This is a genomic window from Limnochorda pilosa (assembly GCF_001544015.1).
In the GTDB taxonomy this organism is placed as follows: Bacteria; Bacillota; Limnochordia; order Limnochordales; family Limnochordaceae; genus Limnochorda; species Limnochorda pilosa.
Genome location: NZ_AP014924.1, coordinates 3565222 through 3586612, shown reverse-complemented (window position 1 = coordinate 3586612; position 21391 = coordinate 3565222). Strand labels below are relative to the sequence as shown.

At 71.0% G+C, this 21391-nt stretch carries 15 protein-coding genes and 1 riboswitch; of the genes, 10 read left to right on the top strand and 5 right to left on the bottom strand.

What is annotated here, in order from left to right:
• The first annotated feature begins 90 nt into the window (after positions 1 to 90).
• Entirely contained in the window at positions 91 to 552 is a 462-nt protein-coding gene (locus tag LIP_RS19355) for a hypothetical protein (protein WP_068140700.1), read from the top strand.
• Positions 474 to 3059 carry a molybdopterin dinucleotide binding domain-containing protein gene (locus LIP_RS16110; protein WP_068140699.1) on the top strand — a complete coding sequence of 862 codons (2586 nt, stop codon included), beginning with the start codon at positions 474 to 476 and terminating at the stop codon, positions 3057 to 3059. The genes LIP_RS19355 and LIP_RS16110 overlap by 79 nt, the downstream gene beginning before the upstream one ends.
• 19 nt (positions 3060 to 3078) lie before the next feature.
• On the opposite strand, the gene LIP_RS16105 is transcribed toward LIP_RS16110, so the two are convergent.
• Positions 3079 to 4035, bottom strand: coding sequence for a thiamine pyrophosphate-dependent enzyme (locus tag LIP_RS16105; RefSeq protein ID WP_068142233.1), 957 nt, complete (start codon positions 4033 to 4035; stop codon positions 3079 to 3081).
• 57 nt (positions 4036 to 4092) lie between these two features.
• A complete protein-coding gene (locus tag LIP_RS16100) occupies positions 4093 to 6039 on the bottom strand; it encodes a 2-oxoacid:acceptor oxidoreductase subunit alpha (RefSeq protein ID WP_198409589.1) in 1947 nt (648 codons plus the stop codon).
• A 252-nt stretch (positions 6040 to 6291) separates the two neighbouring features.
• Between LIP_RS16100 and LIP_RS16095 the strand changes: the two genes are divergently transcribed.
• Positions 6292 to 6960: a response regulator transcription factor gene (locus tag LIP_RS16095; RefSeq protein ID WP_082726460.1), complete on the top strand. Its 669-nt coding sequence runs from the start codon at positions 6292 to 6294 to the stop codon at positions 6958 to 6960.
• A gap of 4 nt (positions 6961 to 6964) precedes the next feature.
• The gene (locus LIP_RS16090; protein WP_068140698.1) at positions 6965 to 8506 is read left to right on the top strand and encodes a sensor histidine kinase; all 1542 of its coding nucleotides are present in this window, start codon (positions 6965 to 6967) and stop codon (positions 8504 to 8506) included.
• Here the strand turns inward: LIP_RS16090 and LIP_RS16085 are convergent.
• Both LIP_RS16085 and fabF read right to left on the bottom strand, forming a co-directional pair.
• The gene (locus LIP_RS16085; protein ID WP_082726459.1) at positions 8472 to 8921 is read right to left on the bottom strand and encodes a PaaI family thioesterase; all 450 of its coding nucleotides are present in this window, start codon (positions 8919 to 8921) and stop codon (positions 8472 to 8474) included. The two genes, LIP_RS16090 and LIP_RS16085, sit on opposite strands and share 35 nt — an antisense overlap.
• Before the next feature lie 41 nt (positions 8922 to 8962).
• The gene (gene fabF, locus LIP_RS16080; protein WP_068140691.1) at positions 8963 to 10237 is read right to left on the bottom strand and encodes a beta-ketoacyl-ACP synthase II; all 1275 of its coding nucleotides are present in this window, start codon (positions 10235 to 10237) and stop codon (positions 8963 to 8965) included.
• Positions 10238 to 10482: 245 nt separating this feature from the next.
• Positions 10483 to 10586, top strand: a riboswitch (SAM riboswitch).
• A 237-nt stretch (positions 10587 to 10823) separates the two neighbouring features.
• On the opposite strand from fabF, the gene LIP_RS16075 reads away from it, so the two are divergent.
• The 5 genes from LIP_RS16075 (at position 10824) to LIP_RS16055 (ending at position 17793) form a co-directional block, all read left to right on the top strand.
• Entirely contained in the window at positions 10824 to 11858 is a 1035-nt protein-coding gene (locus LIP_RS16075) for a methionine ABC transporter ATP-binding protein (protein WP_068140688.1), read from the top strand.
• Complete coding sequence (locus tag LIP_RS16070; protein ID WP_144440548.1) at positions 11855 to 12514, top strand: methionine ABC transporter permease; 660 nt, start codon at positions 11855 to 11857, stop codon at positions 12512 to 12514. The genes LIP_RS16075 and LIP_RS16070 overlap by 4 nt, the downstream gene beginning before the upstream one ends.
• 102 nt (positions 12515 to 12616) lie before the next feature.
• Positions 12617 to 13450 (top strand): MetQ/NlpA family ABC transporter substrate-binding protein, encoded by an 834-nt coding sequence (locus LIP_RS16065; RefSeq protein ID WP_068140687.1) that lies wholly within the window; start codon positions 12617 to 12619, stop codon positions 13448 to 13450.
• Positions 13451 to 13746: 296 nt separating this feature from the next.
• Positions 13747 to 16566, top strand: a complete 2820-nt coding sequence (locus LIP_RS20175; RefSeq protein WP_198409588.1) for a cation-translocating P-type ATPase — start codon at positions 13747 to 13749, stop codon at positions 16564 to 16566.
• A gap of 117 nt (positions 16567 to 16683) precedes the next feature.
• Positions 16684 to 17793 carry an HD-GYP domain-containing protein gene (locus tag LIP_RS16055; RefSeq protein ID WP_068140686.1) on the top strand — a complete coding sequence of 370 codons (1110 nt, stop codon included), beginning with the start codon at positions 16684 to 16686 and terminating at the stop codon, positions 17791 to 17793.
• A 37-nt stretch (positions 17794 to 17830) separates the two neighbouring features.
• Here the strand turns inward: LIP_RS16055 and asnB are convergent, their stop codons facing one another.
• Complete coding sequence (asnB, locus tag LIP_RS16050) at positions 17831 to 19672, bottom strand: asparagine synthase (glutamine-hydrolyzing) (RefSeq protein WP_068140683.1); 1842 nt, start codon at positions 19670 to 19672, stop codon at positions 17831 to 17833.
• A 237-nt stretch (positions 19673 to 19909) separates the two neighbouring features.
• On the opposite strand from asnB, the gene LIP_RS16045 reads away from it, so the two are divergent.
• Positions 19910 to 21337 carry an FAD-binding oxidoreductase gene (locus LIP_RS16045; protein WP_068140680.1) on the top strand — a complete coding sequence of 476 codons (1428 nt, stop codon included), beginning with the start codon at positions 19910 to 19912 and terminating at the stop codon, positions 21335 to 21337.
• Positions 21338 to 21391 lie beyond the last annotated feature (54 nt).

Sequence of the window (21391 nt, the reverse complement as noted above, 5' to 3'; positions counted from 1 at the left end):
GAGGTTAGACGAGCCGTGAAAGCGGGCACCCCCGGCGGCCGGCGGGATCGCCTGTGAGGGTGCCGGCCTCGTTCGGGAGGGGTGTGGATCATGAGAAGGGCGGGAGCGGAGGAGAGGACGGCCCGTTCGGGTGAGGCGTTCGCGGGTTTCGGCGGCCTGCAGACCCATCCCCCGGCGAAGCGGTGGGAGCGCTGGCGGGAGCTCGACGCCCGGGCCTGGCCCCGCAAGGTGGAGCGCGAGTACACCCTCGTGCCCACCGTCTGCTTCAACTGCGAGGCGGCCTGCGGGCTCCTGGCGTACGTGGACACCGAGAACCTGGAGATCCGCAAGCTGGAGGGCCAGCCGCTTCATCCGGCCAGCCGCGGGCGGAACTGCGCCAAGGGTCCGGCCACCGTCTCCCAGGTGACCAACCCCGACCGGATCCTTCACCCGCTGCGGCGGGTGGGGGCCCGGGGGAAGGCCGGTGGGAGCGGGTGGAGTGGGACGAGGCGCTGGACGACATCGCGGCCCGGGTTCGGGCCGCCCTCCAAGCCGGCCGGAAGGATGCGGTGATGTACCACGTGGGGCGGCCGGGCGAGGACCTCTTCACCGAGCGGGTCCTCCAGACTTGGGGCGTCGACGGGCACAACTCCCACACGAACATCTGCTCGTCGGGGGCCCGGGTGGGCTACGCCGCATGGATGGGCATCGACCGCCCGGCCCCAGACCACGCCCATGCCCGGTTCATCCTGCTCCTCTCCTCCCACCTGGAGGCGGGGCACTACTTCAACCCCCACGCGCAGCGGATCATGGAGGCCAAGGAAGCCGGAACCAGGATGGCCGTGGTGGACCCGCGGCTCTCCAACACCGCCGCCGCGGCGGACTACTGGCTCAGCCCCTGGCCCGGCACCGAGGCGGGGATGCTGCTGGCCCTGGCCCACGTCCTGGTCGACGAAGGGCTGGTGAACACCGGGTTCGTCCGGCGCTGGGTGAACTGGCGCCAGCTCATGGCCGACGAGGCGTACCTCGAACGCCTGGTGGAGGAAGGACGCCTTCCCCAGGCGCCGCCCGCCGAGGGCTTCGAGGGGTTCCTCTGGCTCCTGCGGGAGCTCTACCGCCCGTATACACCCGAGTGGGCGGCCGGCGAATGCGGGGTGGAGCCTGGCGTGCTCCGGGCGGTGGCCCGGGAGATCGGCCGGGCTGGAACCGCCTTCGCGAGCCACGTCTGGCGCGGGGCCTCGGCCGGCCACCTGGGCGGCTGGATGGTGGCCCGGAACCTCTTCTTCCTGCACGTGCTCACGGGCTCGGTGGGAACCCGGGGAGGGTGCCTGCCCAACGCGTCCGCCAAGTTCGTCCCCAGGCCCCCGAGCCACCCGTACCCGCCGTCGGTGTGGAACGAGGTGGCGTGGCCCCGCGAGTACCCTCTGGCCCACTTCGAGGTGAGCTTCCTGCTGCCGCACCTGCTGGAGCGCCAGGACCAGCGGATCGACGTCTACTTCACCAGGGTCTACAACCCGGTGTGGACCAACCCCGACGGGTTCTCGTGGATCGAAATGCTGACCTCGGACCGGATCGGGCTCCACGTGGCGCTGACCCCCACCTGGAGCGAAACGGCCCAGTACGCGGACTACGTGCTCCCCATGGGTCTCGCGCCCGAGCGCCACGACCTGCACAGCTACGAGACCCACGCGGCCCGCTGGATCGGCTTCCGGCAGCCGGTTCGGCGGGTGGCCATGGAGCGCCTGGGCCGGGTGCCGGCGGACACCCGGGAGGCCAATCCGGGCGAGGTGTGGGAGGAGAACGAGTTCTGGATCGAGCTCTCGTGGCGGATCGATCCCGACGGCTCCCTGGGGATCCGCCGGCACCACGAGTCGCCTTACCGGCTGGGGGAGAAGATCCGCATCGACGAGTACTACCGGTGGATCTTCGAGAACAGCGTTCCGGGCCTGCCCGAGGCCGCCCGCCGGGAGGGGCTCGAGCCCCTGGAGTACATGCGTCGCCACGGCGCCTTCCAGCTGGACGCGGAGGTCTACGAGGAGCACGCACGGCCCGTCCCGCCCGAGGTCCTGGAAGGTGCGCGGGTGAGTGAGGACGGCGGCGTCTACGTGGAGGACCCACCGCCCAAGGAGAACTTCCGGCCCTATCCCGGGCCCTTCCTGGACGAGGCAGGGCGCACCCGGGTGGGGGTGATGGTGGAAGGCCAAGCGGTGATGGGCTTTCCGACCCCCTCGGGGCTCCTGGAGTTCTACTCGACCACCCTGAAGGAGTGGGGCTGGCCGGAGTACGCGCTGCCCGTCTACCCCCTGGACGAAGCGGGGCGGCAGCGGATGCCCGAGATCACCAGCCAGGTGCACCACGCCCGGATCCGGTGGGAGGCGTCGGAGATGATCCTCCTGCCCACCTTCCGCCTGCCCACCCTGATCCACACCCGTACGAACGGCGCCAAGTGGCTCTACGAGACGGCCCATCACAACCCTGTCTGGATCCACCCGCGGGATGCCGCCCGGATCGGTGTGCAAACGGGCGACCTGGTACGGGTGGAGACGGAGATCGGCCACCTGGTCGATCGAGTCTGGGTGACGGAGGCGATTCGACCGGGGGTGGTCGCCTGCTCCCACCACCTGGGCCGCTGGCGCCTGAACGAGGAGAGCGGCAGCGACCGGTGGAACTCGGCGTTGGTTCGTCTTGATCGGGAGGGGAGCCGCTGGCGGATGGATCAGGTGCATGGGGCGACGCCCTTCGACAGCGCGGACCCGGACTCGCGCCGGATCTGGTGGCGGGAGGCGGGGGTCCACCAGAACCTGATCTTTCCGGTCCAGCCCGACCCCATCTCCGGCGCCCACTGCTGGCACGTCCGGGTACGGGTCACCCGGGCGGCCGCGTCGGACCGGTACGGCGAGGTGGCGGTGGATACGGCCCGCTCGCGGGCGGCCTTTCAGCGCTGGCTGAAGCTGACCCGTCCCGGCCCCGGGCCCGACGGGACGCGACGCCCCTACTGGTTGATGCGGCCCCTGAAACCGTCCCGCGAGGCGTACCAGATGCTCCCCGAGGCGGTGCCGCGCCCTGCCGGGCGGCCGTGAGCGGCCAGCTCCAGGGGACCTAGGAGACCGCCACCTCGGCGAAGAGAGGGGTGAGGTCCGCGTTGGAACGCCCCTTCGCGTCGGCCACCACCCGGTGGGCGGGCGGCGCGTGGCGATACGCCGGCAGGCGCTGTGCCAGGCGCTCGCCCAGGTCCGGAACGGACAGGTTCTCCAGGAAGACCCCGGTGCGGATCGGCTCGCCGCCCCGAGTGGCCTCGACCACGAAGGCGCCCAGGCGGGCCCGAACCGCCCCCTCGCCAGCGTCGGGCTCGATCACCGGGTCGTAGGAAGGGTCCAGGGGAGCGACCCTCGGTACGCCGCCCTGGTCCTTGCCCGCGAACCAGGCCTTGGTGTGGAGGTTGTTGTAGGTGGGGCAGGGCTGGAGCACCTCCAGGAACGAGAGCCCCTTGTGGCGGATGGCCCGCTGGATCAGCTCCACCAGGCCCCGGACGTCGAAGGCGTAGCCCCGGCCGATCCAGGTGTAGCCCGAGGCCAGGGCCAGCATGAGCGGGTTCACGCTCCCCTGGATGGTGGGTTCGGGCAGGCTCTTGGTCTGGGAGCCCATGGGCAGCGTGGGGGAGGCCTGCCCCTTGGTGAGCCCGTAGACCTCGTTGTTGTGCAGGATGTAGGTGAGGTCCAGGTTGCTCCGCCCTGCGTTCACGAAGTGGCCGGCGCCGATGGCCATACCGTCGCCGTCGCCGCCCACGGCCACCACCGTCAGCTCGGGGTTGGCCAGCTTCGCGCCGGTGGCGTAGGGGAGCACCCGCCCGTGCAGCGTGTGGACGTCGTAGGCGTTCACGTAGTACTGGGTCTTCCCCGAGCAGCCGATGCCCCCGAAGACGGCGACTTCGTGCGGCTTCAGGCCCAAGCCGGCCAGGGCCTGGTGGAGGGAGTTGAGGATCCCGAAGTCGCCGCACCCCGGGCACCAGTCGTTGGGGAAGCCCACCTGGAAGTCCTTCACCGTTACCGTTGCCATCGCCATACAGGCGCCACCTTTCTGGGAGACCTTCGGTCGGGAGGCGGTGGCCGTCCCTCACTCGTAGGGGTTGCGGATCACCAGGCGCGGGCCGGCCGCGCCCGACAGAATCTGGTGGAGGGCATCGAGGAGCTGTTCCACCGAGATGGGACGGCCGCTGTACTTGAGCACCAGGTGGTCCGGCGCGCGGCCGGTCTGCTCTCTCAGGAGGCGGGCCATCTGCCCGGTCGCGTTGGTCTCGACGGCGACCAGGGGCCGGGCGGTGGCCAGCAGCGGCTCCAGCTCCGCCGACGGGAAGGGCCAGAGGAGCCGAAGCTGGATGTGGCGGGCGGTCACGCCCTCCTCGGCCAGGCGCTCCAGGACCTCGAGGATCGCCGCCTTGTTGGACCCCCAGCTCACGAGCGTGAGCGGTGCGCTGGCGTCCCCGTAGAGACGGAGCTTCTCCTCCGCCGGGATCTCGCGAGCGGCCAGCTGCAGCTTCCGGAGCCGTTTTTCCACCTGCTGCTCCCGGGTGATGGGGTCCTCGGTGACGCGGCCCAGCTCGGTGTGCTCGGCACCCGTGAGCCAGTGCATGCCGCCCGGCTGGCCCAGGTAGGGCCGGGGCGAGAGGCCCGTCTCCGACGGGCGGAAGCGGGGGAAGCTCACGGTCCCGTTGCTCCCGTCGGAAGCAGGGTTGGCGACGAGGCCCCGGTCGATGGCCAGCCTGCTCGTGTCGAAAGGCTCAGTCGTCAGGGTGGTGCTGGCCAGCGCCTTGTCCATCAGGTGGATGACCACCGTCTGGTAGCGCTCGGCGTAGCTGAAGGCCTGGGCCGCGTCCTGGAACGCCTCGGTGACGTCGCCCGAAGCCAGCACGATCCTGGGGAAGTCGCCGTGCCCCCCGTGCACCGCGAACTGGAGGTCCCCCTGCTCGGTACGGGTGGGGAGCCCCGTGGCAGGCCCGCCCCGCTGGTACACGGTGACCACCAGGGGCACCTCGTTGATCCCCGCCCAGCCGATGCCCTCGGTCATCAGGGAGAAGCCCGGGCCGGAGGTGGCCGTGGCACTTCGGGCCCCCGTGAGCGCGGCACCCGTCGCGGCCGTCACGGCGGCGAGCTCGTCCTCGGTCTGCCAGACGAGCACCGAGCCCTGGCCTCCGTCCGTGGTGGGGAAGGTGGCGTGGGCCTCCAGGTAGACACTCTCGTCGGTGGCCGGGCTGATGGGGTAGTAGGTCTGGAACGCGAGACCCCCGGCGATCTTCCCCATGGCCACGGCCTGGGTGCCCGTCACGAAGAGCCGCCGCGGCCGCTCGGGCCGAACGCCGAGGCGCAAGGGAACGGCATCCAGGTCCCAACTCCGGCGGGCGTGGGCATAGGCCAGGTCCACCGCCTGACGGTTCATCTCCACCAGCTTGCTCCGGTCGCCGAAGGTGAGGGCGACGCCTCGCTTGACCCGATCGGGGTCGTACTTGATCAGAGCTGCGGAAAGGGCCACGGCCACCGTGTTCAGCATCCGATCGGCGGAGGCCCGGGAGGCGCCGAGCTCATGGGTCAACGCCTCGGTCAGGTCGCCGTAGGAGACGGGCAGGACGGTGACCCCCCGGCGGCGCGCGTCCTCGAGGAGCCCGGCCGTGGTGGGGGGCAGGTCGCGCTCGGCAAGGTAGGCCGCCAGCTCTTCCTGGAGCGGATCGTCCAGAAAGCCCATGGCGTCGATGGCCACGTCCGCGGCCGACGCGTCGTGGAGGAGAACGCCGCCGGGTGCCACCGAGACCGCGTGGCGCACCAGGGTTTCGGTGTCGAAGGTGACCAGCAGGTCGACCCGGTCGCGGTGGACCCCCACGGGGCGGCCCGTCACCCGCACGTCAAAATAGCTGTGGCGTCCCATGATGTTCGAGTAGTACTCGCGCCGGCCAAAGACGTGGAAGCCCCCCGCCGCGCAGGCACGGCCGAAGATGCCTGCGGCCGTGTCCACACCCTTCCCCTGGGGGCCGCCGATCCGCCAGGCGATGTCGGTCCTGTCTGTGCTCAAGGCTGATCCTCCCAGCAGCCGTCCCGGGTGGCCCCGGCGGATGCTGCAGCGATGAACTCTGTACACTGTATGACGCGGAGTACCGATAACCATTCGGGGCTGGCTCGGGATCTCCTGCGCTACATTATAAACCATTCGCGACAGCGAGGAGGCATTTGGCGTCTTGGACAGAGGGGACAGGCTCCAGTACAATGCCCCTGAAGAGGAGAACCCCGGACCGCCCCGAGGCGGCCGGATTGGGGACGGATAGCCGTGGGCCAACGCATCCTGGTGGTGGACGACGATCCGAGGCTTCAGGCTATGCTGCGGCGGGTCCTGGTGCTGGAAGGGTTCGAGGTGCTCCAGGCGTTCGACGGCCCGGCCGCCCTGCGCATGCTCCAGGACGAGCCGGTGGACCTGGTGGTGCTGGACTGGATGCTGCCCGGGGTGGATGGCCTCGAGGTCTGTCGGCGGGTGAGGGAGCTGGGGCAGGCGCCCATCCTCATGCTGACGGCCAAGGATGCGGTGGAAGACCGGGTGCGCGGGCTCACGGCGGGTGCCGACGACTACCTGGTGAAACCCTTCGCCACCGAGGAGCTGGTGGCCCGGATGCGGGCGCTCCTTCGTCGCAGCCAGGCGCCGGCCGAGCAGCTGCGCTTCGGCGACCTGGTGCTGGACGTCGCCACCCGTGAGGCCCGTCGCGGCCAGCGGTCCATCGAGCTGACGACCACCGAGTACGAGCTCCTCCACCTCTTCATGCGCCACCCGCGGCAGGTGCTCCCGCGTGAGCGAATCCTCGAGGAGGTCTGGGGCTACGACTTCCGCGGCGAGTCCAACGTCCTGGAGGTGTACGTGGGCTACCTGCGCCGCAAGCTCGAGGAGGGCGGCGAGCCGCGCCTCATCCACACCGTGCGGGGCGCGGGCTACGTGCTGAGGGAGTGAGGCCGTGTCCATCCGCATCCGCCTGACCCTTTGGTACGGCGTGCTGCTGGCCGCCAGCCTGGTGCTCTTCGACCTCCTGATCTACGGGTTGATGTCGGACCACCTCTACAGCATGGTCGATGCGGATCTGCGGCAGCAGGCCCGGCAGGCCGCGCTCCTCCTGGGACGCGGCACCGTCCACGCTCAGCCCCTGCCCGGCCCCACGGACGCCCAGGCTTTGGGGGCGCTGCTGGAGTTCTTCCGGGCGCCGGGGAGCCGCGTGGCGATCCTCCGAGGGGACGGGCAGCTGCTGGCCCACAGCCCGGTGGGGTCCACGATCCCAGCGGCGATCCGGGAACACGCCCTGCGTCTGACGCGGGCCGACTTCCAGGGCCTGGCCAGCCACCGGGAGGGCGGGGCATCCTGGCGGCTGTACGCGCAGCGGCTGGACGCCCTGGGTGCCCGCTGGGGCCTGCCCGACCCGCCGGTGCTCCTCATGGACGCCCGGGCCGAAGCGGTCGGATTCACCCTCTCGCGCCTCCTTCTCTACCTGGGGACGGGAACCGTTCTGATCTTGGGCCTGGGTACCTGGGTGGGCTGGCGCCTGGCTTCGGCCCCTTTGCGCCCCATCGCCGAGGCCACCGGAGCGGCCCGGGCCATCGCCCTCTCGCGCAGCTTCACCCGCCGTCTCGCCGCGCCTGCCGTGCGCTCCGACGAGGTCGGGGAGCTGATCGCCACCCTGAACGAGATGCTCGAGAGCCTGCAGCAATCGTATGAGAGCCAGAAGCAGTTCGTGGCCAATGCCTCCCACGAGCTGCGGGCACCCCTCACCACCCTCAAGGGGAACCTCGCCCTCCTCGATCAGTGGGATCGGCTGGAACCAGGCGAGCGGTCGGCGGTGCTGGCCGACCTCCGGTCGGAGACCGAACGGATGATCCGCCTGGTCTCCGGCATGCTCGCCCTGGCCCGGGCCGACGCGGGCCAGGTAGCCCGCCTTCGCCCCGTGGACGTGGACCAAGTGGTCCTGGAGGTCGCCCGCAGTTTCCGCCTGCGGGCGGAAGGCCATCGCTTCCGCCTGGGCCCCTTCGAGCCCGTGCACCTCGAGGCGGACCCGGACCTCATCAAGCAGCTCCTGGTGATTCTCCTGGACAACGCCTTTTGCTACACGCCCGCCGGTGGCCGGGTGGAGCTCGGGGTGACGCGCGATGGGGACGAGGCGGTGTTGGAGGTGGCCGACACGGGTATCGGCATCGCCCCCGGCGACCTGCCCCACATCTTCGACCGCTTCTACCGGGCCGATCGGGCCCGCACCCGCTCCAGCGAGAGCGCCGGGCTGGGCCTGGCCATCGCCCGCTGGATCGTGGAGAGCCACGGCGGCCGGATCGAGGTGGATAGCCGTGCGGGCGCCGGCAGCCGCTTTACGGTGCGGTTGCCCTTGAGACGGGGCGAAGCTGGGGCCGGCTCACCCGCAGGACCTGGCCGCCAGGTGGCGACCATGGCGGTCCCTGACGCGGAGGGCGGGCAGGATCGGTCTAGTCGGCCAGCGTCGCCCTCCCGTCCTGGCTGATTCGGGCCCGGTAGACCACGCCGGAGGCCTCGGCCAGCACCGTGTCGCCCTGCAGGAGTTCGGCCCGGGCCCGGGCGGCGCGGGCGGAGCGGTGTTCAAGCCACCCCCGGACCACCAGCGGCGTTTCGAGCGGGGCGGGCCGGCGGAGGCGGACCTCCAGGCGGGCGGTCATCCCCTGGAGACCCGCATGCCAGGCAGCGTAGGCCAGCGCCTCGTCCAGGAGCGTGATCACGATCCCGCCGTGCAACACGCCAGGCCAGCCCTGGAGGTGGGCCGGCGGTGTGAAGGTGGCCTCGCTGGCCCCGTCCTTCTGGACGAACTCGACGTGGAGGCCGTAGGGGTTGGCCGGCCCGCAGACGAAGCACATGGCGCGAGCCGCATCTCCCGGCGGCCTCTCTGCTTCCTGGCCGGGCATTCGCGTTCCTCCTCCGGGGCGTCGCCGTGTTGGTCCCAGCGTCACTCGGGCGGCCGGCGGCCATCCGCCTGAGGGCCGCCCGTCGCGTAACGGGCCAGCACGAGGCTCGCGTTCTGCCCTCCCAGGCCGAAGGCGTTGGCCAGCAGAGCCTCGATAGCCATGGGGCGCGCGACGTTGGGAACGTAGTCCAAATCGCACTCCGGGTCGGGGTTCTCGTAGTTGATGGTGGGCGGGGCCGTCTGGTCGCGCAGGGCCATCACCGCCGCCACCGCCTCCACGCCCCCCGAAGCGGAGGCGGTATGGCCGATCATGGACTTGACGGAACTGATGGCAAGCTTCCGTGCGTGCCCGCCGAAGACCTGCTTGAGCGCCGCCGTCTCGGTGCGATCGTTGAGCGGGGTGGAGGTGCCATGGGCCTTCACCCACTGGATGGCCTCGGGCGCCAGGCCGGCATCGTCCAAGGCCCGACGCATGGCCAACGCCTGGCCCGAGGCGTCGGGGGCGGTGTCGTCCGCGGCATCGAAGGACCACCCGGTCCCCAACACCTCGGCCAGCATGGGCGCGCCCCGCCGGAGGGCATGCTCCTCGCTCTCGAGCACCAGTAGGCCGGCGCCCTCGGCCAGGACGAAGCCGTCCCGCTCCCGATCGAAGGGGCGCGACGCCCGCTCGGGCTCGTGGTTGCGCTGGGAAAGGGCTCCGGTGATGGCCATGCTGGCCACGCCCACCGGGTGCATCACCGACTCAGACCCCCCGGCCAGCACCACGTCGGCCTGGCCCGTCCGGATCCAGTTGAACGCCTGGCCGATGGCGTCCAGGCCGCTGGCGCAGGCACTGTTCACGGTGGTGTTGGGGCCCCGCAGGCCCAGGACGCGCCCGACCCGGGCGGCCGCCATGTGGGCCGCGGCCCGGGCCACGAAGAGCGGGTCCACCCGGTGGGCCCCCCGTTCCTGGAGGAGCCGCTCCTGGTAGCCGCTGGCGAAGAGCCCGCCGGCCGTTCCCAGGATGACCCCGGTTCCGGTCGCAGTCTCGGCGGTGAGGATGAGACCGGACCGTTCCAGCGCCTCCCGCCCGGCAGCCACCGCGAGCTGGGCGAAGCGGGCGGTGCGCCGGGCGACCTTCCGTTCCATGACCGCTTCGGGGTCGAAGTCCTTCACCTCGCCCGCGATGCGCACGGGCAGACCGCGGGCGTCAAAGCTCCGGATCGGCCCGATGCCCGAACGCCCCTCCAGGAGGGAGCGCCACGTGGTCTCCGCGTCGTTTCCCACGGGGGTGACCGCTCCCACCCCCGTCACCACCACGCGCCGGAACGAGCGCACGCCGTCACCTCCGAACGCGGCCCGCTCCAGGGAACGGGCCGGCGCGAAAACCTCCGCCCAGGTGTACGACCGATCCGGCCGGGCGGGTCAACGGTGCCTACGCGGTGCGAGGCGGGACGGCCGCGAGTCCGCAGCAGGATCTGAGTTCTCTGCCTCTTTCTGGAGCTGTTGACGGCGGGGGTGCGGCTGGCTACACTGGCAGCAAGTGGCGGCCGGTGCCGCCTTCGTCGACAATCGCATAGGTGCTTTCATCCAGAGAGGCGGAGGGACAGGCCCGATGAAGCCCGGCAACCGACACCCGTGGGGTGTGAGGTGCCAACTCCTGCCGGAGACCCCGGAGAGATGAGAGTCGATGGAGCGGCCTCTTCACTCGGGAAGGGGCTTTTTCTTTTCCGCACCCGGAGGAGCGGGTGCGGTGGCCCCGCCGGCGCCGGCCGGTCCCCGGGGAGTAGGGTGGCTCTGGCGGGGGGCGCCGCGAACGACCCATGGGGAGGGAACGCCACTGGCCCTCGCATCCATCGATCGATCCAGGCTCGCCCGTGCGGCCTCACCAGCACCCCTTCCAGGCTCGGACCGCGCCGGACGGGTGACCGTTCGCCTGCAGGGCGTCCACAAGGGGTTCGTCACCGAGGCGGGCCGCATCGAGGCCCTGCGTGGCCTCGACCTGGAGGTGCACGCCGGGGAGATCTACGGCGTCATCGGGGTGAGCGGCGCCGGGAAGAGCACCCTGGTGCGGTGCATCAACCGCCTGGAGCGGCCTGACGCAGGGCGCATCGAGGTGGACGGGGTGGACCTGGCGACGCTGGAGGGCGCGGAGCTCCGGCGCGTCCGCCAGCGCATCGGGATGGTCTTCCAGCACTTCAACCTGCTTCGCTCACGAACCGTGGCGGGCAACGTGGCCCTGCCGCTGGAGGTGACCGGAAGGCCGAGGCGCGAGATCCAGGAGCGGGTGGCGGAGCTCCTGGAATGGGTGGGCCTGGCGGGGCGGGCGGATAGCTACCCGTCCCAGCTCTCGGGGGGGCAGAAGCAGCGGGTGGGCATCGCCCGAGCCCTGGCCAACCGCCCCGACCTGCTCCTCTGCGACGAGCCCACCTCGGCGCTGGACCCCGAGACGACCGCCTCCGTGCTGGACCTCCTCCGGCGGGTGCGTGACGAGATGGGTCTGACCATCCTGATCATCACCCATGAAATGGCGGTGGTGCGGGCCATCTGCGACCGGGTGGCGGTGGTGGAGTCCGGCAGGGTGGTGGAAGAGGGGCCCGCCGCCCGGATGCTGGTGGAGCCCGCGTCGGCTGCGGCCAGGCGCCTGCTGGGCTTCGCCGAGGGGAGCGTGCACCTGCCGGAGCGGCCTGCACCGGTCCCCGGGGAGCAGGCTCGGCTGCTGGAGCTGCGGTTCGTGGGCGAGGTGGCCCGGCAGCCGGTCATCACCCATCTGGTGCGGCGCTTTCCGGTGACCGCGAACATCCTGGGCGGCCAGATCGACCGTCTGGCGGGAGCGCCCTTCGGCGTGCTCCTGGTGGAGTTGACCGGCGGCGAGTCCGAGCTGGAAGGGGCCATCGCCTACCTGCGGGAAGCGGGTGTGGCCGTGGGCGAGCTGCAGAAGGAGGTCGGGGGACGGTGATCCTCTCGCCGGTGGTGCTACGCCTCACTTGGGAGGCGTTGCAGGAGACCCTGGTGATGGTGGGGCTGGCCACCCTCCTCGCGGAGCTCGGCGGCCTGCCCCTGGGGATCCTGCTGGTGGTGACCGAGCCCGGGCGGATCCTCGCCTCGCCCCGCCTCAACCAGGCGGTGGGCGCGCTGGTGAACGTGGGCCGTTCGATCCCCTTCATCATCCTGATGGTGGCCATCATCCCATTCACGCGCTGGGTGGTGGGCACGTCCATCGGAACCGCGGCCGCCATGGTGCCGCTCACGGTGGCGGCCATACCCTACGTGGCCCGCTTGGTGGAAAGCTCGCTGAAGGAGGTGGACCCGGGTGTGGTGGAGGCCGTGGTGGCCATGGGAGCCAGCCCCTGGCAGGTGATTCGCAAGGTGTACCTGCCTGAGGCGGTGCCGTCGCTGATCCTGGGCGCCACCATCACCGCGATCACGCTGGTAGGGTACTCGGCCATGGCGGGCGCGGTGGGTGGCGGGGGGTTGGGCGACCTGGCCATCCGCTATGGGTACCAGCGCTTCCGTACAGACGTCATGCTGGTGACGGTTCTGGTGCTGGTGGTGCTGGTGCAGGGCATCCAGCTCCTGGGGAACCGCTGGGCCCGACGGCTCGACCGGCGGTAGCCGGAAAAGGAGGTCCTGGAGTCGCCCACACTCGGGTGAACCGGTGCATCGGACGCTCCATGCGACGCAGACAGATCGAAGCATGAGGAGGCAACCGTGGACATGGAACAGACCGACAGAAGGCCGACCTGGGTGGCGCCGGCAGCCCGGATCCTGGGCGCTCTGGTCGCGCTGCTGGTGGGAGCGGGCGTCCTGCTCTCCGGAGTGCAGGCCCAGCAGCAGGTGCTGCGGGTAGGTGCCACCCCCGTGCCCCATGCCGAGGTCCTGGAGCAGGTGAAGCCAGTGCTGGCGGCGGAGGGTATCGATCTGAGGATCGTGGAGTTCACCGACTACGTCCAGCCGAACCTGGCCCTGGACGCGGGAGACCTGGACGCCAACTACTTCCAGCACATTCCCTACCTGGAGCAGTTCTCGAAAGACCATGGGCTCGACCTGACCTACATCGCAGCGGTCCACATCGAGCCCATGGGCCTCTACTCGCGGAAGGTCTCCTCCATCGAGGATCTGCCCGGCGGAGCCCGCATCGGGATTCCCAACGATCCCACCAACGGCGGCCGGGCCCTGCTGCTCCTCCAGTCCGCAGGCCTCATCAAGCTGGACCCGGCGGCCGGCATCACCGCGACGCCGCTGGACGTGGTGGAGAACCCCCACCGGTTGCGTTTCCAGGAGCTCGAAGCAGCCCAGCTCCCCCGCGTCCTCTTCGACGTGGAGGCGGCGGTGATCAACACCAACTACGCGCTGGAGGCGGGGCTCAACCCCACCCGGGACGCCCTGGTGATCGAAGGCTCCGACTCCCCCTACGTGAACGTGCTGGCGGTGCGCACTCAGGAGAAGGACGCTCAGGCGTTGCAGGCTCTCGCCCGAGCCCTCACCAGCGACGCGGTCCGCTCGTTCCTCCTGGAGAAGTACGGCGGGGCTGTGGTTCCTGCTTTCTGAGGAGCCGGAGCGGCGGAGGATCAGGTCTCGGAAAGGCGGAAGGCTCGGTGTCAGAGGTGGGCCCCGGCCCAGGGGAACGCGCGGCCGGGGTCCATCCGCTACGCGAGCCTGGCAGCGGCTTCGACAAAGTCTGGCGGGTGCGGCCGGCTTCCGCATCAGGCCGGCGGAGCTCGGCCACGCCCCAGAGCCTTCGCAGGCTTCCGTACAGAAAAGCGCGCCGTCACCTCCGTGGTATGATAGCCGGGGTAGGCAGGCCCATTGCCCAAGGCCTGCCTTGATGCCAGGGAGGGTCCTCCATGACGGGTGCCATGAGCCAACGGCCTCAAGGAGCCCCAAGCGACGATCTGCGCTGGGCGACGACCGACAGCCTGGTCGTCGCCCAGGAACTCGGGGTGGCTCCCGACCGGGGCCTCTCCCAGGAGGAGGCGGCCCGCCGGCTCGCCGCACACGGCCCCAATCGCCTGGAGGAGCCGCCTGGCCGCAGCTTCGCCCGGATGCTCTGGGACCAGGTGACGGAGATCCTGGTGCTGATCCTCCTGGGGGCTGCCGTCCTCTCCGCGGTGTTGGGGGAGTGGGCGGACGTGGCGGTCATCCTGCTGATCGTGGTGCTCAACGCCTTCCTGGGCGCCTCGCAGGAGTGCCGGGCGGAGGCCTCGCTGGCGGCCCTGAAGCGGATGGGGGCTCCCGGTGCCCGGGTAGTCCGCGAGGGCCACCTGCGGGAGGTGGCGGCCCAGGAGCTGGTGCCGGGAGACGTGATCCAGGTGGAGGCCGGCGACCACGTTCCCGCCGATGCCCGCATCCTGGAGGCGGCCGCCCTCCGGGTGGACGAGTCGGCCCTCACGGGCGAATCGGAACCCGTCGAGAAAGGCCCCGCACCCCTGGACGCGACCGGGGTGCACGGCCTGGGCGATCTCGGCAACCTCCTCTTCAGCGGGACCACCGTAGCCTATGGCCGGGCCCGGGCCGTGGTCTACGCCACCGGGATGCGCACCGCCCTGGGACGCATCGCAGGCCTGCTCGCATCCGAGCCTGCCGAGGCCACGCCTCTCCAGCGGCGCATGGCGGAGGTGGGGCGCACTCTAGGCCTGGCCGCCGGGGTGCTGGTGGCGGTGGTCTTCATCGTCGGCCTGCTGCGGGGCCAGCCCATCATCCAGATGCTCCTCACTGCAGTGAGCCTGGCCGTGGCCGCCATCCCCGAAGGCCTGCCGGCCATCGTCACCATCGTCCTGGCGCTCGGGGTCCAGCGGATGGCAGAGCGACGGGCCATCGTGCGGAGGCTGCCGGCGGTGGAGACCCTGGGGACGGCCACGGTCATCGCGTCGGACAAGACGGGGACCCTCACCCTCAACCGGATGACCGTCACCCACCTGGTGACGCCCGTGGCCGAGTACGGCGTCTCCACTGATGGTACGGGGGACGGTCCGGAGGCGGCGACCGGGGAGGGTGGAGGAGCGGGCACCGCCACGCTCCTGCTGGCCGGTCCCCCTGCAGACGGTCTTGCCGCTGACCTGGCCTGGCTTCTGGCCGGGGCCGCCCTGGCCAACGACGCCAGGGTGGAGGAGGAAGACGGCGTGTGGCGCCCGGTGGGGGATCCCACCGAGACGGCGCTGCTCGAGGCCGCCCGGCGCCTGGGGCTGGAACTGACAGAGCTCGAACAGGCCTTGCCCCGGCAAGCGGAGCTCCCCTTCGACTCAGATCGGAAGCGGATGACCACCTTCCACCTGGTGGGCGACCAGGCCCGCGTGGTCCTGGGGGATCGCCGAGACCTCGCTGGCCGCGGGCCGGTTCTGGCCTTCACCAAGGGCGCCCCGGATCTGGTGCTGGAGCGCTGCAGCAGGATCCTGCGAGGGGAGGGGACCGACCTCCTGGACGAGACCGAACGCGCCCGGATCCTGGAGGCCAACGACCGCATGGCCCGGGGTGCCCTCCGGGTGCTGGCGGTAGCCTGCCGCAGCTGGGACGCGGTACCTGAGCCTCTGGAGGCCGAGACGGCGGAGCGAGACCTGATCCTCCTGGGCTTGGTGGGCATGATCGACCCGCCCCGGGCCGAAGCGGCCGCGAGCGTCCAGGAGGCCCGGCGAGCCGGTATCCGGACCCTGATGGTGACCGGCGACCACGCCACCACGGCCGAGGCCATCGCCAGGAGTCTCTCACTCGCCGGCCCTGGCGACCCGGGCGCCCTGTCGGGGCGGGAGCTGGATCGCCTCGATGACGAGGCGCTGCGGGAGACGGTCCGGCGGGTCTCCCTCTTCGCGCGGGTGAGCCCCGAGCACAAGCTGCGCATCGTGCGGGCCCTCAAGGCCAACGGCGAGGTGGTGGCGGTCACGGGCGACGGGGTGAACGACGCCCCGGCGCTGAAGGGTGCCGACATCGGGTGCGCCATGGGGATCACGGGCACCGACGTGGCCCGGGAAGCGGCCGACATGGTGCTGGCCGACGACAACTACGCCACCATCGTCTCGGCTGTGCGCGAGGGCCGGGTGATCTACGCCAACATCCGCAAGAGCATCCACTACCTGCTCTCGTGCAACGTCGGCGAGATCGTCGCCATCTTCTTCGGCATCGCCCTGGGCATGGGCTCCCCGCTCACGCCCATCCAGATCCTCTGGGTGAACCTGGTCACCGATGGGCTGCCCGCCCTGGCCCTGGGGGTGGAGCCGCCGGAGCCGGGCGTGATGGACCGGTCGCCCCGAAACCCGCGCGAGAGCGTCTTCGGCGGGGGCATCGGCGGCCTGACGATCTGGCAGGGCGCCCTCATCGGTCTCCTCACCCTGGGCGTCTTCGCCTGGGCGCGCCAGATGGGGGACCTGGCCCGGGCCCAGACGCTGGCCTTCGCCACCCTGGCCTTTGCGCAGCTGGCCCACAGCTTCAACGTCCGCTCGGCCTTCGGCAGCCTCTTCCGCATCGGCTGGTTCTCCAATCGCCCGCTCCTCCTGGCCGTGGCCACCTCAGGGCTGCTCCAGTGCGCCGTCCTCGTGCTGCCCTTCCTGGCACCCTTCTTCGACGTCACCGGGCTGTCGAGCCGGGAGGCGGCGGTGATCGCTGCGGCCTCGGTGGCGCCCTGGGTGGTGGTGGAAGGGGTGAAGGCGGTGCTGCGTAGGCGGCAGCCGTCCTGAACGGCTTCGTGTCGCCCGGACGCAGGCATCAGCCGCTCCGCCCGGGGTCCTTCCTCAAGCTTCCAGCCCCTTCGTCCGAAGGGGAGAGTGTGGACGCCTGGGGGAAGGGGACCGCGCGTGCAGCTCGTGCCGCTGGGGGCCGTCCGACCGGGGGCTGTTCTCGGTCGAAGCCTTTACCTCGACGAACGGACGCTCCTCAGGGACGGTATCTCCCTGAGCGAGCGTCTGCTTCGCCGCCTGGCCGAACTCGGGTTCGAGGCCGTCTACGTACGCGAGCCGGATGAGCCCGATGGGGAGGAGATCCCCGATCTCCTGTCGGAGGAGACCCGCCGGCAGGCATCCCTCGCGGTACGAACGTACGTGAACCGTCTGAAGCGGGGCTACGCGGTGGACCTGCGGCCTGTGGCGGCCGCGGTCAACCAGGTGCTGGACGAGGTCCTGGCCAACGGTTCCGTGGTGCTCCAGCTGGGTGCCATCCGGGCCATCCGGGACGAGCAGGAGTACCTGTTTCATCACTCGGTGCGTGTCTGCGCCACCTCGGTACTGCTCGGCATCCACAGCGGCCTCGATCAGCGGGAGCTCAAGGTGCTCGGGATGGGCGCCATGCTCCACGACGTCGGGAAGGTGCAGGTACCTCAGGCCGTGCTCCGCAAACAGGGGGCCCTGACGCCGGAAGAGCGGCAAACCATGGAGCAGCACACCACCCACGGCTTCGAGATCCTGCGGCAGCACCGGGATCTGGACATCCGGGCCGCCCACGTGGCCTACCAGCACCATGAGCGGTGGGACGGTTCGGGCTATCCCCGGCGCCTGAGCGGCGAGGAGATCCACCGCTTCGCCCGCCTGACGGCCGTCGCCGACGTCTTCGACGCACTCACCAGCCAGCGCCCGTACCGGCCCGCGTGGCCCGCTCACGAGGCCGTGGCCTTCGTTCACGAGGGAGCGGGCCAGGCGTTCGATGCCGACGTGGTCCGCACTTTCTTGGCACGGGTCGCACCCTACCCTGTAGGGACGCTCGTCCAGCTGAACACGGGTGAGACGGCCCTGGTGGTCCGGTTGAACGAGAAGGCTCCCGCGCGACCTGTCGTCCGGGTGTGGAACGGTCGCGCTCAGGCCGCGGAGCTGGATCTCTTCGTCCACCTGGAGCAGAGGATCGTCGGCCCCGTGACGCCCAACGGGATGCCGGAGGGTCCTGCGTCGCCGGAGGGCCCCGCAAGCCGCCCATAGGGCTCATGGGGCTGCGCTCGACCCGTCACGCGGGGCATCACGCCAGGGTGACCCGGTACTCCCGCATCCACGAATCCACCTGTACCAGGTAGGCGAAGAGCTGGGGCAGGCGCATGAGCTGGCCGAAGAAGGGGACGTCCAGGTCGGGGGTGTCGTCCCGGGCCAGGCCGGTGACGGCCTTCCGGTCGATCAGGGCCAGGATGGGGGCGCCCGGGTCGGCCAGGACGTCCAGGAGCCAGCCCCGAACGGCCTCCAGGTAGTCGGGGTTGTGGGTCTTGGGGTAGGGGCTCTTGCGCCGCTCGAGGACGTCCGGGGGCAGCACCCCGCGCAAGGCCCGCCGCAGGATCCCCTTCTCCACGCCTCCGGCCCTCTTCATGGACCAGGGGATGTTCCAGACGTACTCCACCAGCCGGTGGTCGCAGTAGGGGACCCGAACCTCCAGGCCCACCGCCATGCTCATGCGGTCCTTGCGGTCCAGCAGCACGGGCATCCAGCGCGTGAGGGTCAGGTACATGATCTCCCGCATGCGGGCCTCACCGGGCTCCTCTCCGGGCAGGCGGGGAACCTCCGTCAGGGCCTCCCGGTACCGGCGCTCCAGGTACGCCTGGGGTTTCAGCTCGGCCACCACCTCTGGCGCCAGGAGGCGCAGGCGGGTCTCGAGCCGGCGGGCCCATGGGAAGGTGTCCGAACGGATGTCTTCCTCCCGGCGAAACCAGGGATAGCCCCCGAAGACCTCGTCGGCGCACTCGCCCGAGAGGGCGACGGTCGCCTCCCGCTTGATCTCCCGCGAGAAGAGGTACAGGGAGGCGTCCACGTCGGCCATGCCGGGGAGGTCGCGGGCCCGGACGGCGGCCGTGAGGGCGTCCACCAGGCGAGCCGTGTCGATCAGCACCTCCCGGTGATCCGTTCCCAGGAACCCGGAGACCCGGCGCACCCAGGGCGCGTCGGGCGTGGGCTGGAAGTCGTCCGGGTGGAAGTGGCGGTCGTTCCCCACGTAGTCGACGGAGAAGGTGCGCAGGGCCCGCCCCTCCCGGCGGTACGCCGCTGCGGCGAAGGCGGTGAGGGCACTGGAGTCCAGACCCCCCGAGAGCAGGGTGCAGACGGGAACGTCGGAGACGAGCTGGCGTTGCACCGTGTCTTCCAGCAGGTCGTGCACCCGCCGGGCGGTGGTCTCCAGGTCGTGGGGGTGGGGCCGGCTCTCCAGGCGCCAGTAGGTACCGGTCCGGAGGCCGTCCTGGTCGAGGGCGAGCCAGCAACCCGGCTTCAGCTCGGCCACCCCGCGGAAGACCCCGTGGCCGGGGGTCCGTGCTGGCCCCATCACCAGCACCTCCGCCAGACCTTCCCGGTCCACCACCGGTTCCACGACCGGGTGGGCCAGGAGCGCCTTCAGCTCCGAAGCGAAGAGGAAGAGGCCCGGACGCTCGGCGAAGAAAAGGGGCTTGACCCCCAGGCGGTCCCTGGCCAGGAAAAGGTGCTGGCGGGCCTCGTCCCAGACGCCGAAGGCGAAGATGCCGTTCAGCCGGGGGAGGCAGTCGGGGCCCCACTCGGCGTAGGCCGCCAGGAGCACCTCTGTGTCCGAATGGCCCCGGAAGGCGTGGCCCCGGGCTTCCAGCTCGGCCCGCAGCTCAGCGGTGTTGTACAGCTCGCCGTTGTAGGTGAGCACCAGGGTCTGCCCCTCCCGCCGGAGGGTCATGGGCTGGGCGCCCCCGGCCGGATCCACCACCACCAGCCGGCGATGGCCCACGGCCGCGTGGGGCGAGAGCCAGGCGCCCTTGTCGTCAGGTCCCCGGCAGCTCAGGGGCTCGCACATGGCCTCGAGGGTGGCCGCCTCCCGGGTGAGGTCCGCATCCCACTGGACCCAGCCGGCAATCCCGCACACGTCTCGCCACCGCCTTCCCCAGGACTCCGCTGGCACGGTACGCCGCCCGGGACCCGGGTGTGACTCCCCTCCCCGAACCGCGGGCCGGGGGGGGCCGAAACAGGAAGGTTCCGAAAGGCATCACCCGTATCGATGGCGAAATGCTCTCCAATACCGTGAAGGATGTGGAGCAAGGCCGGACCGCGGGGCATCGCCGGTCTCGCCGGTGCCTGGTGGGGTAGCCGAGGGGGTGGAGGCATGATCGATTCTGAGCTTGTCAAGCGCATGCGGGCACTGCTGGGAACCGAACGGGTGCTCGCAAGCCCCGAGGAGCTCCTGGTCTACGAATGCGACGGCCTCACCCTTTACCGCAACCAGCCCGAGCTGGTGGTGCTGCCCGAGACCACCGAGGAGGTGGCCTCCATCGTGCGGCTCCTCAAGGACCGCGGCGTCCCCTTCGTGCCCCGGGGTGCCGGGACCAGCCTGTCGGGGGGCACCTTCTCGGAGCCGGGCGTGGTCCAGATCTCCCTGGCCCGCATGCGCCGCATCCTGCGGGTGGACCTGCGCAACCGGCGGGCGGTGGTGCAGGCGGGGGTGGTGAACCTGCACCTGAGCCAGGCCGTGGAGCAGCAAGGGTATCACTACGCGCCGGACCCCTCCAGCCAGGGCGCCTGCACCATCGGCGGCAACGTGGCCGAGAACTCGGGCGGGCCCCATACGCTCAAGTACGGCGTCACCGTCAACCACGTGCTGGGTCTGAAGGTGGTCCTTCCCTCGGGTGAGGTGGTGGAGCTGGGTGGGCCTCAGGAGGATCCGCCCGGCTACGACCTGGTGGGGCTGATCACGGGGAGCGAGGGCACCCTCGGGATCGTCACCGAGGCGACGGTCCGTCTCACCCGGAACCCCCAGGCGTGGAAGACGTACCTGGCCGTCTTCGAGAGCGTCGAGGACGCGACCCGCTGCGTCTCGGGGATCATTTCCCGGGGAATCATCCCGGCCGCCCTGGAGATGATGGACCACCTGGTGATCCAGGCCGTGGAGGCCGCCTTCCGCTTCGGCTTCCCCCTGGATGCGGGGGCGGTGCTGATCGTGGAGCTGGACGGCCCCGCCGAAGGCCTTCCCGAGGAAGGCGAGCGGGTGGAGGCGGTCTTCCGGGAGCACGGCGCGCGGGAGGTTCGAACCGCTCGGGATGCCCGTGAGCGGGCGAAGCTCTGGGCCAGCCGCAAGAAGGCCTTCGGGGCCGTCGGGCGCCTCAGCCCCAGCTACGTCACCCAGGACGGGGTGGTGCCCCGCAGCCGCCTGCCCGAGATCATGGCCAGGGCGGAAGAAGTGGGCCGGCGTCACGGGATCCGCATCGCGAACGTCTTCCACGCGGGCGACGGGAACATCCACCCGCTGCTCCTCTACGACGAGCGGGACCCGGAGCAGGTGGAGCGGGTCCTGGCCGCAAGCGACGAGCTGCTCGAGGCGTGCATCGAGCTCGGGGGCGCGCTCACCGGCGAGCACGGGGTCGGCATCGAGAAGAAGAGCCACCTGGGACGGCTCTTCAGCGAGGACGACCTGCAGGTGATGCTCGACGTCCACGACGTCTTCAACCCGGACAGCCGCTGCAATCCGGGGAAGATCTTCCCCTCGGCCCGCTCGTGCGTCGAGGTGCGCCGGCCCCGGGCGGCGGCGCCGGCCTGAAGCAGGGCGCGGGCGAGTGAGGCGCGTTGGGGAAGCGGGACGGCGGCGGGGCTG

What these genes read in the sequence shown, in the direction of transcription:
- LIP_RS19355 (WP_068140700.1), top strand. Translation starts at nt 91, where the DNA reads ATGAGAAGGGCGGGAGCGGAGGAGAGGACGGCCCGTTCGGGTGAGGCG.
- LIP_RS16105 (WP_068142233.1), bottom strand. Translation starts at nt 4,035, where the DNA reads ATGGCAACGGTAACGGTGAAGGACTTCCAGGTGGGCTTCCCCAACGAC.
- LIP_RS16085 (WP_082726459.1), bottom strand. Translation starts at nt 8,921, where the DNA reads ATGCCCGGCCAGGAAGCAGAGAGGCCGCCGGGAGATGCGGCTCGCGCC.
- LIP_RS16065 (WP_068140687.1), top strand. Translation starts at nt 12,617, where the DNA reads ATGGAACAGACCGACAGAAGGCCGACCTGGGTGGCGCCGGCAGCCCGG.
- LIP_RS20175 (WP_198409588.1), top strand. Translation starts at nt 13,747, where the DNA reads ATGACGGGTGCCATGAGCCAACGGCCTCAAGGAGCCCCAAGCGACGAT.
- LIP_RS16045 (WP_068140680.1), top strand. Translation starts at nt 19,910, where the DNA reads ATGATCGATTCTGAGCTTGTCAAGCGCATGCGGGCACTGCTGGGAACC.